The sequence below is a fragment of the Enterococcus sp. 3G1_DIV0629 genome (genome assembly GCF_002141285.1).
Lineage (GTDB): Bacteria > Bacillota > Bacilli > Lactobacillales > Enterococcaceae > Enterococcus_B > Enterococcus_B lactis.
This window is the reverse complement of the sequence record NZ_NGLI01000001.1, coordinates 1,339,267-1,354,786: the sequence shown is the minus strand read 5'-3', so window position 1 is coordinate 1,354,786 and position 15,520 is coordinate 1,339,267. Positions and strand designations below refer to the sequence as shown.

The 15,520-nt window shown below is 39.0% G+C and carries 14 protein-coding genes; 13 read left to right on the top strand and 1 reads right to left on the bottom strand.

Features of this window, described 5'->3' with window-relative positions:
* Nucleotides 1–3: 3 nt before the first annotated feature.
* On the bottom strand, nucleotides 4–765 hold the full coding sequence (locus tag A5816_RS06855; RefSeq protein ID WP_179189693.1) for an alpha/beta fold hydrolase: 762 nt from the start codon (nucleotides 763–765) through the stop codon (nucleotides 4–6).
* Nucleotides 766–930: 165 nt separating this feature from the next.
* On the opposite strand from A5816_RS06855, the gene A5816_RS06850 reads away from it, so the two are divergent.
* From A5816_RS06850 to A5816_RS06790, 13 genes are all read left to right on the top strand, one after another.
* Entirely contained in the window at nucleotides 931–1,563 is a 633-nt protein-coding gene (locus A5816_RS06850; RefSeq protein WP_002320675.1) for a lysozyme family protein, read from the top strand.
* A 57-nt stretch (nucleotides 1,564–1,620) separates the two neighbouring features.
* Nucleotides 1,621–2,481, top strand: a complete 861-nt coding sequence (locus A5816_RS06845; RefSeq protein ID WP_002309619.1) for a DUF368 domain-containing protein — start codon at nucleotides 1,621–1,623, stop codon at nucleotides 2,479–2,481.
* Between the two features lie 188 nt (nucleotides 2,482–2,669).
* Nucleotides 2,670–4,985 (top strand): cation-translocating P-type ATPase, encoded by a 2,316-nt coding sequence (locus A5816_RS06840; protein WP_025478225.1) that lies wholly within the window; start codon nucleotides 2,670–2,672, stop codon nucleotides 4,983–4,985.
* Between the two features lie 181 nt (nucleotides 4,986–5,166).
* Nucleotides 5,167–7,008, top strand: coding sequence for a DNA primase (gene dnaG, locus A5816_RS06835; RefSeq protein WP_086310997.1), 1,842 nt, complete (start codon nucleotides 5,167–5,169; stop codon nucleotides 7,006–7,008).
* 23 nt (nucleotides 7,009–7,031) lie between these two features.
* Entirely contained in the window at nucleotides 7,032–8,141 is a 1,110-nt protein-coding gene (gene rpoD / locus A5816_RS06830) for an RNA polymerase sigma factor RpoD (protein WP_002290142.1), read from the top strand.
* 219 nt (nucleotides 8,142–8,360) lie between these two features.
* Nucleotides 8,361–10,466: a cell division site-positioning protein MapZ family protein gene (locus A5816_RS06825; protein WP_086310996.1), complete on the top strand. Its 2,106-nt coding sequence runs from the start codon at nucleotides 8,361–8,363 to the stop codon at nucleotides 10,464–10,466.
* Nucleotides 10,467–10,660: 194 nt separating this feature from the next.
* Complete coding sequence (locus A5816_RS06820; RefSeq protein WP_002290150.1) at nucleotides 10,661–11,524, top strand: virulence factor B family protein; 864 nt, start codon at nucleotides 10,661–10,663, stop codon at nucleotides 11,522–11,524.
* 104 nt (nucleotides 11,525–11,628) lie between these two features.
* Nucleotides 11,629–12,102 (top strand): Fur family transcriptional regulator, encoded by a 474-nt coding sequence (locus tag A5816_RS06815; protein WP_002290152.1) that lies wholly within the window; start codon nucleotides 11,629–11,631, stop codon nucleotides 12,100–12,102.
* A gap of 95 nt (nucleotides 12,103–12,197) precedes the next feature.
* Nucleotides 12,198–13,085, top strand: coding sequence for a site-specific tyrosine recombinase XerD (gene xerD / locus A5816_RS06810; RefSeq protein ID WP_010732791.1), 888 nt, complete (start codon nucleotides 12,198–12,200; stop codon nucleotides 13,083–13,085).
* 18 nt (nucleotides 13,086–13,103) lie between these two features.
* Nucleotides 13,104–13,475, top strand: a complete 372-nt coding sequence (locus A5816_RS06805; protein ID WP_002290158.1) for a GNAT family N-acetyltransferase — start codon at nucleotides 13,104–13,106, stop codon at nucleotides 13,473–13,475.
* A complete protein-coding gene (locus A5816_RS06800) occupies nucleotides 13,472–14,242 on the top strand; it encodes a segregation/condensation protein A (protein WP_277885141.1) in 771 nt (256 codons plus the stop codon). The genes A5816_RS06805 and A5816_RS06800 overlap by 4 nt, the downstream gene beginning before the upstream one ends.
* Nucleotides 14,226–14,801, top strand: a complete 576-nt coding sequence (scpB, locus tag A5816_RS06795; protein WP_002309607.1) for an SMC-Scp complex subunit ScpB — start codon at nucleotides 14,226–14,228, stop codon at nucleotides 14,799–14,801. The genes A5816_RS06800 and scpB overlap by 17 nt, the downstream gene beginning before the upstream one ends.
* Nucleotides 14,802–15,518, top strand: a complete 717-nt coding sequence (locus tag A5816_RS06790) for a pseudouridine synthase (protein WP_002313886.1) — start codon at nucleotides 14,802–14,804, stop codon at nucleotides 15,516–15,518.
* Nucleotides 15,519–15,520 lie beyond the last annotated feature (2 nt).

Here is a 15,520-nt window from a genome sequence, read left to right as displayed (position 1 = left end):
TAATTATGTTTCAGAAAGAAATTGAAGAACTTCTCGGTTGAAGCGTTCAGGATCTTTTCTAGCTAATTCATGTCCTTGTTCTTTTACAAGTACAAAAGAAGCTTTTGGTATAGTTTTAGCTATATACAGAGAATGTTTCAGTTTGATTACATCTTTTTTTCCTACAATAATCAAAGTTGGGGAGTTGATTTTTTTTAAATCATTTTCTGTAAGGCCGATATCATGCAGCAATAGTTTGATAACTAGCAGATTTTTACGAAGGCTTGGGCGAAATAAAGAGAGCAACCATACCCATGCATAATGAAAATTGCTGATGACTCTGGCAGAAAAACGAACGCCTTTAACTAGCGTGTTTCCAGAATTTAAAATCAGTCGATGAACTTTTTTAGGAAAGCTGCTGGCAAATACCAATGCCAGATTTGCGCCGTCGCTAAATCCAAGAAAATCTGCCTGATTGATTTTTTCTAGCAACATAATCGTATTCAGATCCTCAGCCATCAAATGAAAATTCAATATAGATGCTTCATTTGTTGAACGGCCATGTCCTCGGCTGTCTACTAGATAAACGGTATAGTAGCGTTCAAGTACAGGAACCTGTTCTGAAAAAAAGCGGCCGCTGCCATCATTGCCATGCAGTAAAAAGAGTGGGAAGCCTTGACCACTCTTTTCATAATAAATTTCGCTCCCATCTGCCATTTTTGCATATTTCTTTTCTTTTTTCACATAATCACCTACTGTGTAAAGTATAACGATTATAACAGTCATTGGGCAATCGTTTTTACTGAAAAACAACGATCATTTTCGTAAGATGATAAAAAACACAGGAAAATTCATTTTTTCTTAAGGTGTACACAGAATTTAAGGAAGAAATAGCCAAGAAGATAAAGAAATAGTAAGATAAAAAAGATGTCAAAATAACTAGGTGATGAAATGAAGCGAAAACGATTATCTATTATCCGTATTCTTTTTTACATGATCATTCTAACGGTCATTGGTGCGGTGTTGTTTTTAGGAGGAAGAACTTATCGCTCGGTAAAACGGGTGGAAAGCTATCAAATAGAAATAACGACAGCTGCAAAAAATTATCATATGGAAGCATACGAAAAATTGATCAAGGCAATAATCTTGACCGAATCAAAAGGAAAAGGCACAGATCTCATGCAGAGTTCAGAGAGTTTGCATGGAGAAGCCGATGTCATTGATAATCCAGCTGACAGTATTGATCAAGGGGTCAAATATTTGGCGGAGATGATAATGGAAGCAAAAAAACAAGGATGTGATCTGTGGACCGCTGTCCAAGCGTATAATTTTGGGAAAGATTATATTGCCTATGTAAAAAATCATGGCGGAGAAAACACAGTAGAACTAGCAGAAGCGTATTCTAAAGATGTGTTAAGCCCACTTTTAGGAAATGAAGAAGGAAAACAGTACCGATATTGGCGGATCCAGTCCTTGCTTTACAACGGCGGCTATCTCTATCATAATGGAGGTAACATGTTTTATCCTGATATTGTCAAAATGAATGAAAAAATAATAGAGACTTACGAAAAAGTCTTTAAATAAATTAGTAGGAAATATCCAAACATAATAAAATGAGTTGAAAGAAGGAGTGCGCAAATAGTGGAAAAAAGGCAAAAAATGGAAAATCAAAAAGTGGGGTACACAACCAAAGATTGGATGTTGCGGTTTGTGAAGGGAATGTTTATCGGTTCAGGATTTATCTTGCCGGGGGTCAGCGGTGGTGCCTTAGCAGCTGTTTTTGGCATGTATGAGCGACTGATTTCTTTTCTAGCCCATATCACAAAAAATTTCAAAGAAAACGTTTTGTTTTTCCTGCCTGTTGGTCTAGGCGGAGTGACAGGCATCTTTTTACTTTCTTTTTTAGTCAGTTTTTTATTAGGGGCGTATGAAACAACAATATTGTGGTTTTTTGTTGGGTGTATCGTCGGAACTGTTCCTGCATTATGGAAAGAAGCAGGAAAAAAAGGACGAGATACTTCTGATGTGATCATCATGGTTGTTACTTTTGTTCTGGCTTATTTGTTTTTATTATACGGTGCTCGATTATTTGATGGACAAGTCGATCAGAATTTTGGGACTTGGCTGATCGCCGGCGGATTGATTGGTTTAGGTATGATTGTCCCAGGATTGAGTCCATCTAATTTTTTGGTATATATGGGATTGTACAAAGCGATGGCTGACGGATTTAAAGAAGTTCGGTTTGAAGTCATCTTGCCGATCGGAATTGGTGGGGTTCTTTGTGTCCTTGGCTTGTCAAAAATCATGGATTATATTTTCTCAAAGGCATACAGTAAGCTATTCCATTTTATTTTAGGCGTCGTTTTTGCTTCAACGATTATGATCATCCCTACTGATTACGCGGGATTGGGAGTCGCTGGAGTGCTAGCTTGTCCTGTTCTTTTTGTAGCTGGTACAGCACTAGGATGGTGGATGAGCCGTTTGGAAGAACAATATAAGTAAAGATAGTTCGATAATAAAAAAACAACACACGGGTGATTCATACAAAAAAGGTCAGCATCTTTTTCGTAAGAATCATTCGTGTGTTTTTCTATAAATTTTATAAAAACAAGTTGTTTTTAATCTTGGAACACGCTAGACTTAAACACGTGATTATTTTTGAAAGTTGGCGGAAAATGGAGAAAAAGAAAATGAATGGACTTACACAGCAAGAAGTAGTTCAGAAAATGGCTTCTGGCCAGCAAAATGACTACCAGGAAGATGCATCAAAAAGTACAAAGCAAATATTCAGCGATAATATATTGACGTTATTCAATTTTCTGAACTTCGGTATCGGGATTTGCCTGTTATTTGTAGGTGCTTATTCCAACATGGCGTATTTAGCAATTATTATCGTAAATATCGTTATTGGAATTTATCAAGAAATACATGCAAGAAATCTTGTACGGAAATTATCGATTGTTTCCCAATCAGAAGTACTAGTGATTCGGGACGGTAAAGAACAATCGATTTCTACTAAAGAGCTGGTATTAGGAGATTTGGTAAAAATCGGAGCAGGAGAACAGATACCAGCCGATTTGCAGGTCATATCAGGACGGGCAGAAGCAAATGAAGCTCTTTTGACAGGTGAATCTGACTTGATTGTCAAAGAAGCTGGAGCTGAATTGCTTTCTGGGAGCTTTTTGACAAGTGGTTCTGTCATGGCTGAAGTCATCCGAGTAGGGGCAGATAATTATGCTGTCCGCTTGACTAGCGAGGCAAAAACCCACAAAGCTATTCATTCTGAACTTGTAGATTCGATTCGTAAAGTATCCAAGTTCACTAGTTTCGTGATTATTCCTTTAGGGATCATACTATTTTTGGAGGCACTGTTCATTCGCGATGCTTCTATCAAGATTTCAGTTATTGCCTCTGCAGCAGCTTTGTTAGGGATGCTTCCAAAGGGATTAGTATTGCTGATAAGTATTGCGTTAACGACAGGTGTAACAAAACTGGCAAAAAAACGGATTCTTGTTCAAGACATGTATTCCATTGAAACACTTGCTCACGTCGATACATTATGTTTGGATAAAACAGGAACCATTACTGAAGGGAAAATGAGTATCCAGCGTGTAGAAGCATTACATCCGCTGTATGAAAAAGCTATTCCAGAAATTATGGGAACGTATCTTGCAGAAAGCAGTGATAACAACATCACCATGCGGGCTATGAGAGAGTATTTTGAGCTTTCTAATCGTTATGATGTAACAAACAAAGTCGCATTTTCTTCTGATCGCAAATGGGGTGCGATGGAGTTTCCAGAATTAGGAGTCGTATACGTAGGAGCGCCTGAACGCTTGGTGGAAGAAGATCGGCTGCCAGATAGTCTAAAAACAGCTCAAGCGAATGGCTATCGCGTACTTATGTTGGGGATTGCTCCAAATCAGCAATTAAACGAAGAAACCCCCGCGTTTGTTGAGCCAGTTGCTCTGTTTGAAATCGATGATCCAATCCGAAAAAATGCGCCAGAAACACTAGCTTATCTTCATGAGGAAGGCGTTGACCTGAAAGTAATCTCTGGAGATAATCCATTTACTGTCTCCAATATTGCTAGACGTGCAGGATTACCGAATTATGATGCGTATATCGACCTTTCTCAGATTACTGAAGAATCGGACGTGCGAGAAGCTGCACATCAATATACAGTTTTTGGTCGAGTGAGTCCTCAGCAAAAGAAATTACTGGTAAATGAATTGAAAGATAGCGGCAGAACGGTTGCGATGACAGGTGACGGCGTGAATGATGTTTTGGCATTAAGAGAAGCAGATTGCAGTATCGCCATGGCAGAAGGTGACGGAGCGACACGTCAAATTGCTAATCTGGTATTGTTGGACTCTGATTTTACGACATTGCCAGAAGTCCTGTTTGAAGGACGTCGAGTAGTCAACAATGTGACGAAAGTCTCAGGTATCTTTTTCATCAAAACGATTTATTCTTTTATTTTATCGATTATCTGTGCCGTTACAGCTATTGGATTTCCATTTATCCCTATTCAGATCACGCTGATTGATTTGGCGATTGAAGGGTATCCTTCCTTCTTTTTATCATTTGAACAAGATAAACGCAAAATCACTTACCGTTACTTGCCTACTGCACTTATCAACGCTTTGCCGAATGCCTTGCTTGTAGTAGTGAATATCATAGCAGTGTATCTACTTGGAAAAACGTTCGCGTGGGGAAGTAGTGAAACCACTACGTTGATGTATTACTTGCTAATTGGAATCAGCTGCATGGCAGTTGTAAAAGCTTGTTATCCTTTCAACCCGTTGCGAATATTCTTAGCAGTAACGACAATCGTAGGGATATATGTAGCTGCGATGCTGTTCCACGGAATTTTGGAAGTAAACTTAGGTTTAGGAGAAACCATAGGATACTTCGTTATGTTCATGATCATAAATATTGTCCTTCGATTATTGTACTGGAAGGCCGATATTCAAAATCAGCTACTGAAAAGAGTAGCAAATTGATGCTTAATTAAATAGAAATGTGTTATACTTGAAAAAGAATTGAAATATGATACAATCAAACATGTATAATTGTGTCCTTCAAAATCGCACTGATTTCAGTTAGTGCGATTTTTTACCGGTTATTCTCCTGAAATATCTTTTGTTAAAACGAAAAGATATCAATAAAGCAGGGGGTGGAAAAATGGCTCAACGGATTCCTCAAGAAGTTATCGAAACGGTACGCAGTCAAACGAATATCGTTGAGGTGATTGGACAATATGTCCAATTGAAAAAATCTGGTAAAAACTACTTAGGGCTGTGTCCTTTTCATGAAGAACGCACACCATCCTTCTCTGTTGCAGAAGACAAGCAGATCTTTCATTGCTTTGGTTGCGGTAAGGGCGGAAACGTGTTTACTTTTCTTCAAGAACTAGAAGGACTGAGTTTTCCAGAAGCAGTGATAAAAGTAGCAGATTTCGAACAGATTCCGTTGGAAGATCAATGGCGTCAGCGAACGGTAGCTGTACAAAATCCTGAATCTGCTACAGGAAAATTGATTGCTGCTCATGAAAAAGCAGCGGAAATCTATCATCACATGCTGTTGCATACAAAAGCGGGACAGCCAGCCCTAGAATATTTGCAAAGTCGTGGGTTGTCTTTAGAATTGATTGAAGAATTCAATATCGGTTTTGCACCTAATGAACGCTCGTTTCTTCAGCAAGTCTTCAAGAATGAATCATTCTCAAATGAATTATTAGAACGTTCTGGATTGTTTGTCACACATGATGATGGCCGTATGTCGGACCGTTTTTACCAAAGGGTGATGTTTCCCCTTCGTAATCCTCAAGGCCAGACAATCGGGTTTTCAGGACGCTGGCTTGCACCTGAAAAAGGGCAGGAAAAAGATCAGCCCAAATATTTGAACAGTCCGGAAACAGAATTGTTCAATAAAAGACAAGTTTTATTTAATCTTGATAAAGCAAGAAGCGATATCCGAAAAAATGGAGAAATCTTGTTGTTCGAAGGTTTTATGGATGTGATTGCTGCATGGCAGGCTGGTATCAAAACTGGATTAGCTTCCATGGGAACAAGTCTGACAGCTCAACAGATCCAGCAAATGGAAAAATTGACGAAAGAACTGGTTTTTTGTTATGACGGAGATAGCGCAGGTTTTGAAGCAACCAATCGAGGGATTGAATTGCTTCGGCAAAATAGTCGCTTAGGACTTTCGGTCGTAGTCGTTCCAGAAAAGCTTGATCCTGATGAATATCTCCGTAAGTATGGGGAAGCATCTTTTCAAGAATTAGTGGCTCATGGGCGTGAAACAGTTTTTACTTTTAAATCACGTTATTTGAAACAAGGGAAAAATTTAGAGAATGAAAAAGACAAAATCGAATACCTTGAAGATTTATTAGTTGAACTTAGCCGAGTCGTTTCACCAATTGAACAAGATATGTATTTATCGCAGCTGTCCACAGAGTTTCAGGTCAGCAGAGAGACGATACAAAAACAATTGCGTGAGCTCCGAAGAACAAATCAGCAAAATCGTCAAGAACCTCAGGAAAACCAACATACGCAGACCAAGAGACAAGAAACTGTACGGAAGAAGAGACCGTTGACGCAGGTAGAAAAGGCAGAGCAGATTCTGTTGTACCGCGCATTTAAAGAAGTTTCTGTCCGCAATATTTTAAAAGAACGAGAATTTCAGTTTATCCACGACGCATATGCAGAAGTTTATTTTTTATTCGATGCATATGTCTCACAACATTATGAATTCAACCTTGCAGAGTTTTTAGACTTTTTGCAAGATGAAAATTTAAGGCGGTTGGTGGTGGAGATCGAATATTTACCGGTGGCAGAAGAAAGTTCGCCACGGGAAATCCAAGACTTGCTAGATGTGATCAGCAAATCTGGCTTAGCTGATGAAATAACATTAAAAAAACAAATGCAGCAAGAAGCCAGACGTATGGGGAACAAACAGCTTGAGCTTGAATTGACGATCGAAATCATCAATTTAACGAAACAGTTAAAACAAGCCAAATAGCTACTCAAGGGGGGCCTTCTTTTATGGCAAATGGAACAGATAAAAAAAAGTATGAAGCAGCAGTAGCAGCTTTCATCAAAGAAAACAAACCCAAACGACAAGTTGTATATGATGATTTATCCAATCAGCTTGCTACACCATTCACTTTGAATGCAGATGAAATGGACAAATTGATCCAAAAGATTGAAGACGCAGGTATCAGTGTGGTGGATGAAAATGGTGATCCATCAATTCACAGCTTGAAAAGTGCTGAGAAAAAAGCTGAACAGGCAAAAACAGAAGATCTATCTGCGCCAACCGGTGTAAAAATCAATGACCCGGTTCGTATGTATCTGAAAGAAATTGGCCGTGTCTCCCTTTTAACTGCGGAAGAAGAAGTAGCGTTAGCATTGAAAATCGAAGAAGGCGACCAAGAAGCAAAACAGCGTTTAGCAGAAGCAAACCTTCGTTTAGTAGTAAGTATCGCTAAACGTTATGTAGGGCGAGGCATGCAGTTCCTTGACTTGATCCAAGAAGGAAATATGGGGCTGATGAAGGCAGTTGAAAAATTTGACTATCGCAAAGGGTTCAAGTTTTCTACTTATGCTACATGGTGGATTCGTCAAGCAATTACTCGTGCAATCGCCGACCAAGCACGTACGATCCGTATTCCAGTTCACATGGTAGAAACAATCAATAAATTGATTCGTATCCAGCGTCAATTGTTGCAAGACCTTGGAAGAGAACCTACGCCGGAAGAAATCGGTGCAGAAATGGACCTTCCGACAGAAAAAGTCCGCGAAATCTTGAAAATCGCACAGGAACCTGTTTCCCTTGAAACGCCAATCGGTGAAGAAGATGATTCTCATTTAGGTGATTTCATCGAAGACCAAGAAGCAACAAGTCCAGCAGAACACGCAGCATATGAACTACTAAAAGAACAATTGGAAGATGTACTAGATACATTGACTGATCGGGAAGAGAATGTCCTTCGCTTACGTTTTGGTCTAGACGATGGACGTACGAGAACACTGGAAGAAGTAGGAAAAGTATTTGGTGTTACTCGGGAACGTATTCGTCAGATCGAGGCTAAAGCGTTGAGAAAATTACGCCATCCTTCTCGTTCAAAACAATTAAAAGACTTCTTAGAATAAGCATGAACTATTGACCAGAAGAGAAATCAGTAAAATGGTTTGGTTTATTTTAAAAGAAAAAAAGCTTGGGACTACGCGGTCTCAAGCTTTTTTTTCTATAGGAAGAAAATTTATTCATTATTTTTAAGTAAATCCTAAAAATAAGCTATTGGCGTGACGTATAGAATATGATAGATTAAATGGTAGCGTAAACCTAGTAAAGGAGCCGATCGCTAAGTGATGAAAAAATGTCCAAATTGCGGATCGAAAAAAATGGATGAGAACAATATCTGTCCAGTCTGCGGTCATCAACTAACTGCAGAAGATCAGCAAACAAAAGAAACAATCGAAGAAATAAATGCAGATGAAACTATGCAGGATAAATCAACTGAAGACGCAGTCTTTCCTGATACAGAATTAAACGATCCAATCGAATGGTCGGAATTGAAAGATCTACCTCTCGAATCCGTGATGGAATTATTCGAAAAAACAGAACCAGAAGACGATGTATCATCTACTCACGATAAAGTAGCCAATAAAGAAAAAAGGGAACAGAAGAAAGCGACTGTTCGTGAGACTTCGGAAAAATCAGGAAAGAATCAAGAAGAAACCCTTGAATCAAAACAAAAAAGAAGAGTAGCTGAACTAAAAGAAATCGTCGATAATGAGGAAGAAAATTCGATACTGTCCGCCTATATCAAAGCACATCGTGAAGATACAAAGGAAGAGCACGCGGAAGAGCTGCTCAAAATGATCAGTGAAAAAATTGCACAGGAAAACAAAGTAGAACCAGAACATGAAGCTGAAAAAGACACTGAAAAAGACATTATTGGAGTAAACGCTGCAGGTAAAGAATCAGTAAAAACGAATGATCTAAAAACGGATATCCCGGAAAAAACTGAAACATTGTCTGAAAAACAATCAGAAGACGAGAAATCGAATGTGTTGCCGGAAGCAGATAAAAAAGAAATGCTCGAAAAAGCAGACAAGAAGTCAACAGAGTCAGATGGAATAAATAATGAAGCCGATGCTGAAAGTCAATCTGCAAGTGAAGATAGCACTGCTCTTGAAGCCAAAATAGAAAAAGAAGAGAACCCGCCTGAGCTGATTGAAGCAGAAACAGAACCAATAACAATCGTGCCAAATACTGAAAAAACGCCTCAAGAATCAAACCTAGAAAAAAAAGATCTAGATAAGACACAAAAGAAAAAATCAAAAAAAGTGCCTTATCTCGCTTTAGCAGCAGTTCTTCTACTAGGTGGGGGAGGCTGGGCTTATTATGACCATCATCAAAAAGTAGAAGCCGAAGTAGCAGCAGAAGCAAAAAGACAGCAACAAATGGAAGACCTTCATGGGAAACTTGCTGCCTTTTATACAGATGATCACCATCAATTTATTCGTGCAGATATGATTCATCAAGATTTATCGAAACTAAAAAATGATTTATCAAGTCTTAAGAATGAAAAAGGATATTCAGAGTTAGAAACAACTTATCAAGATATCCAATCTAAGATCCAAGATATCCAGAAAGTGAATGAATGGTTCGTAGCACCTGCGATCGTCGATGATCATCTAGCAGATGACATCAAGTTGAAAGCAGATAAAGAGATACAAACAATCGAAACGGATAACACAGATTTTGGAAAATTGATTCAACAAGCACAAACACAAGCTAAAAATCAATATGCTGAATTGCAAACAGCTAAAGAAAAAACAGCTATAGTCTTTAAAGACGGAAAAGTAGTGGGTTCAGCGACACGCGACCAATACAAGACGGCAAAAGAAGCAGTAGAAAAGGTGAAAAATACAGATCTATCTGCTCAGTTGAATGAACAATTGAAACAAGTAGATAAGATGCTCACTGATAAAGAGAAAAAAGCAGAAGAGGAAAAGAAAAAAGCTGAAGAAGCAAAACAAGCAGCTGAAGAACAAGCAAAACAAGCCGCTCAAGCAGCAGCTGCAGCTCAAGCCGCTCAACAAGCTGCGGTCGCACAAGCAGCACAGCAAGAAGCGGCATCCTCGACTCCTTCCTCTTCAAACTCAGCGAATCAGCCAATCAAATCTGCCAGAGCAAGTGATATTGCCGATGCATCTAATCCAGCATGGACGTGGGCACCAGGCGTCCAAAGCAAAGTGATTGCTACATGTATCCAACGTGGATATATCGTTGAAGGAGGATACAGATTAGAAAAAGCCAGAATCGAAAATGGGGAAGGCTATTACAATCTATATGCCACTTCAACAAAATCTGCATTGATGAAAGGCATTGGAGAAAGTGCTTTGCCATTTTATATCGTAACGATCAACTGTAAAACTGGGTGGTTCGGAGGAAATGGGAGCAATTAGTTTTAGCTAAACGAAAGAGGTTGTGAGCTTGCCGTTTAACACCGTTTATTCGAAAAAAGGAGTATGACACATCTGTTGTCATACTCCTTTTTTCACCTTTCCAAACCAAGGCTCAGCTATTCAAGTAGATAACATTATGTTATGATAGCAAAGAAATGTATTAAGAAAACCTTTCACTATAGAGGGAGAAAAAAATGAACGATTTATTAGCAACTATATTTACAGGTATTATTATTGATGAAAATGAAAAAAATTACTTTGTCCAAAAAAATGGGCAAACCTTTGGCTTAAGCAAATCAGAAGGCGAGCACAAAATCGGTGAGGCAGTGGAAGGATTCGGCTACCAAAATCAAAAACATGAAAACCGGATCACTACACAAATTCCAAAAAGTCGCATCGGTCACTATGCATTTGGGATCGTTACTGCAACACGAAAAGATTTAGGCGCATTTGTCGATATCGGTCTTCCAGATAAAGACTTTGTCGTATCTCTTGATGAATTACCGACCATGACAGAGCTGTGGCCTAAAAAGGGAGATCGTTTGATGATTTCCCTTAGAGTTGATGCAAAGGACCGTGTTTGGGGTAGCTTAGCAGACGAAAAAATATTCAAATCTTTAAGCAAGTATGGAACAGAAGAAATGAAAAACAAAGATGTGATAGGAACAGCCTACCGTTTGAAATTAACAGGTACGTATGTTTTGACTGAAGATTTCTATCTTGGGTTTATTCATCCTTCTGAACGATATAACGAACCTCGACTAGGTGAGCAGGTAAAAGGGCGTGTGATTGGTGTCCGACCAGATGGTGTACTGAATCTTTCATTGAAACCAAGAGCGTATGAAGCAATATCAGATGATGCACAAATGATTTTAACCATTTTAGAACGTTCTGCAGATCAGCAAATCAACTTTACAGATAAATCAGATCCAGAAGACATCATGAAAGCTTTCGGCATCAGCAAAGGTGCTTTTAAGCGAGCATTAGGCAATCTTTTGAAACAAGGACTGATTAAACAAGAAAACGGTGTGACAAAATTAGTCAAAAAATCTAATTGAGAATCCCTTGCATGTTTTTCTTAACTAGCTTATAATAATTTTAATTAACACGGTGTTATTGTTTTTCTAAATTGTAATTATTATAAATTGTTGGGGTTGAGTAAATGGTCATGAATGCTATTTCGGCGATGAAAAAAACAAAACAGCAGCTACATGAATCGGGGTTCAAGCTGACACCGCAAAGAGAAGCTACCCTGCTTGTGCTTTTGGAGAATGAGAAAGAGCATTTGTCTGCAGAAGAGATCTTCTTTTTAGTGAAAAAAAAGAGTCCAGAAATTGGACTTGCTACTGTTTATCGAACCCTTGAAATCTTGACAGAATTAAAAATTGTCGATAAAGTAAGTTTTAATGATGGATTAGCCCGTTATGATTTGAGAAAAGAAGGCGCCAAACATTTCCATCATCATTTACTATGCTTGAACTGCGGCACGATCGAGGAAGTAGAAGAGGATCTTTTACTTGAAGTGGAGCAAGTAGTAGAAGAACGTTATCATTTTTTAGTAAAAGATCATCGGCTGACGTTCCATGGAATCTGTCAGGAATGTTATGAAAAAGAAAAAAGAAACCAGTCCGTCTGAGTGTCTAGACGGCTTTTTCTTTGCTCAGATTATGGAAAAAGACTATCAGAATGAAGCGGTATCTGATATGATAGAGAGGCATGAGGGGGATTATTATGAAAGAGCAAATCAACGATTATCTCCACTACTTGAATATTGAACGGGGATTATCCGCCAATACACGTCAAAGCTATGAACGTGATTTGGAACAATACTTGCATTTTCTAGAAGAGCAGAAAGTTGCTTCATGGCAAGATGTCGATCGTTTTTTAGTCATCCGTTTTCTGGAAAAACTGCATGAAGAAAAAAAAGCGACAGCAACCGTTACGCGGATGATCTCAAGCCTCAGAAGATTCCATCAGTTTTTACGACAAGAGCGTATCACGGATCATGATCCAATGCAGCATATCGATACGCCAAAGAAAGCGCAGAAATTACCAAGCACATTGACGCTGGCAGAAGTAGAAAAGCTGATTGAAGCACCTGATACGACAAAAACGTTAGGAATAAGAGATCGTGCAATCTTAGAAGTCATGTATGCTACTGGGATGCGCGTCAGTGAATTGATTGGATTGAAATTGGGAGATCTTCATCTTTCTCTTGGGCTGGTACAGACAGTCGGTAAAGGAGATAAAGAGCGGATTATTCCTTTAGGTGATTATGCGATCCAATGGCTGGAACGCTACTTAGACGAAGCACGTCCGTTACTTGTAAAGGACGCATCTGAAATGCATGTATTTGTCAATAATCATGGAAAAGGTCTTTCTCGGCAAGGAATCTGGAAAAATCTGAAGCAGCTAGTAAGAGAGGCTGGGATTTACAAAGAAGTAACGCCGCATACGCTGCGGCACAGCTTCGCCACCCACTTGCTAGAAAACGGAGCAGATTTGCGGACAGTACAGGAATTGTTAGGTCACGCGGATATCTCTACGACACAGATTTATACACATATCACGAAAAAAAGGATGACAGATGTTTATAAGCAGCATTTTCCAAGGGCTTAGTCATAGGAAGGTGAGAAGATGTTAACACATTACCGAAAAGAAAACCGTAAAATTGCTATGGGACTGTTGAGTTTCCATAAGAAGCTGACAGGTAAGTCTTCTTTGTTGAAGGAGATAGATACGTACGAATCTGAAGATGATTATGAACTTTTTTTCTTTACGCCGGAAGGTTCGACCAACATTCAAGGGATCATTGGTGTTTATTGGGCAACGAACGATCAGCTGATCATCCATGACATTTCTTTGAATCCATCTTATCGCGGTGAGAATATGGGCTTTCAAATGTTAGATGAATTACAAGAAAAGTATCCGGATGTCTCCATCCGTGCAACTGAAATCACAGAGCCTTATATTGGAAAGTGGCTAGCAAAGAAAAAGAAGAAAGAGTGAATGAGTTGACGGAGATCAATATTAAATTAGATGTATTCGAGGGACCTCTCGATCTGCTGCTTCATCTGATTCAGCAAATGGAAATCGATATATATGATATACCAATCGCTACGATCACAGAGCAATATATGAATTATATTCATACAATGAAAACACTGGAGCTAGCTGTTGCAGGAGAATACCTAGTGATGGCTGCTACATTGATGGCAATCAAAAGTAAGACGTTGCTCCCTATCCAAGAGTTTGTTACAGATGATGAAGAACTATGGGAAGAAGATCCTCGAGAAGAATTGGTCACTCAGCTTTTAGAATACCGTAAGTATAAGTATGCGGCTGAAAAATTAACAGAAAAAGCAGAGGAACGAAGTCTTTATTACACAAAAGACCCTATGAACATCGATGGATTGGCGGATGTTGAAAAGCCGTTGAAGCGAGGACAAGTCAAAAAAATCGATCTGATCCGTGCTATGCAGAAAATTTTGGAACGTAAGAAATTTTCTCAAAAAGTGGAAAAAACGATCACGCCCGATGATACAACGATCGAAGAACGAATGATCTTTATCGAAGAGCGTATAAAAAGAAATACGCATGGCTGTACCTTCGACTCTTTTTTTGAGTCGCCTTCCAAAAGTGAAGTTGTCACTACTTTTATGGCTTTGCTAGAGTTGATGAAAAAAGGACAGATTATTGCGCAACAAAAAGAAAACTATGAATCAATTATGCTTTATCCAGCAGTAGGAGATACCGAACATGACGAAATTAAGTGAACTTGAAGCCCTTCTTTTTATTGTTGGCGAGGAAGGAATCAGTAATGAAGAATTAAGCGGACTGTTGAATCTCAGTGAAGCAGAAGTCGCAAATTTAGTGAAAGAATTAAGAGACTCTTACGCTCAAAATCCGCACTCAGCTTTGCATATTTTTGAAACGGAAAGCCATTATGTATTAACGACTAAAAAAGAGCTAGCGCCATTGCTCAAGCGATATGCGCAAGGAACATCGAACACGTTATCTCAAGCCGCTGTCGAGACTTTAGCAATCATTGCCTATAAACAACCGATCACACGAGCTGAGATTGAGCAGATTCGTGGCGTTCAGGTTTCAGGAGCGGTACAGCGTCTGGCTGCTCATAAACTGATTGAAGAAAAAGGCAGAGTAGAAGGACCAGGTCGACCGATATTATATGGAACAACTGGTTACTTCTTGGATTATTTTGGGCTGAAATCATTAGAGGAACTGCCTGATACACAAGAAATGGAAATTTCACTTGAAGAAGATGTGTCACCAGATCTATTCTTTGATGGAATGAATAAAGGAGAACAATTGTAAATGGAGAGATTACAAAAAGTCATTGCCCACGCTGGCATCACTTCTCGTCGAAAAGCAGAAGAATTTATCCTTGCAGGACGTGTAAAAGTAAACGGACAAGTTGTAAGAGAATTAGGGATAAAAGTTGGAAAACATGACACTGTGGAAGTGGATGAAGTGCCAATTTATCAAGAAGAATACGGTTATTATTTATTGTATAAACCTAAAGGAGTCATTTCTGCTGTAGCAGATGACAAAGGAAGAAAAGTCGTTACGGACCTTCTGCCGATGGTAAAAGAACGAATTTACCCCGTAGGTCGACTGGACTACGATACTTCAGGCATCTTACTGCTGACAAATGATGGAGATTTTGCCCAGCGCCTGACACATCCAAAACATGAAGTGGATAAAGTTTATGTCGCAAAAGTAAAAGGGATTGCGACAAAATCGATGCTTGCACCTTTGGCAAAAGGAATAAAGATCGAAGGACGAAAAACGTCTCCAGCTAAATTCCAAATTTTATCAGTGGATCCTAAGACAAATCACAGTATCGTGGAATTGACGATCCACGAAGGACGGAATCATCAAGTGAAAAATATGCTTCAAGCAGTTGGGCTCCCTGTGCAAAAGTTGAAACGTGAAAAATACGGTGATTTGACATTACAAGGTCTACGCCCTGGGGATTATCGTGAATTGAACAAAAAAGAAGTCAGCAGCTTATTGAATCATTCAAAATAAAC